This is a genomic window from Polaromonas sp. P1_F8 (assembly GCF_056405635.1).
The window spans coordinates 1-501 of sequence record NZ_JBFUBS010000021.1; the positions used below are offsets into that span (position 1 = coordinate 1).

The following is a 501-nucleotide window of genomic DNA, read 5'->3' on the forward strand; positions in this document are numbered from 1 at the left end:
ACCAATGGTGGCGGCATCATCAGCGTTCAGGCTTCGACGACGATGAACGACTCGCTGATCAACAGCCAGTGGCTGTCGCTGGTTCCTTACTCGCAAGGCGCCAGCACGGGCCTCGCACCTGGTTCGCTGATCAGCGAATGGCGCTGCGGTCCAAGCACGGCCTCAGGCATCCCTCTCAAGTTCCTGCCAGGTTCTTGCCGCGGTTGAAGTAGATGCGTTGGCGTGACAAATTTGTCGGCTGAAAAGAACTTTTGAAGACAATAATGTAAGCAAAGCCCTCAAAACGTCGCAAAAATTGCATAGAAACTGCTGGCACCAAATTTGCTGTTCCTGAGAGCCTATTTTTAACCCAAGGAGTATTTATGAAACGTTCAATGCAAAAGGGTTTTACCCTGATCGAATTGATGATCGTCGTGGCGATCATTGGTATCTTGGCCGCTGTGGCTCTGCCTGCTTACCAGGACTACACCAAGCGCGCCAAACTGTCGGAACTGATTTTGG

1 protein-coding gene and 1 pseudogene are annotated in these 501 nt (G+C 51.5%); both read left to right on the forward strand.

The features are described from left to right. Positions 1-207, forward strand: a pseudogene (locus tag AC1D1J_RS22590) (pilin); the annotation flags it as partial. Between the two features lie 155 nt (positions 208-362). Further along, a partial coding sequence (locus AC1D1J_RS22595) for a pilin (RefSeq protein ID WP_477695361.1) occupies positions 363-501 on the forward strand: 139 nt, incomplete at its 3' end.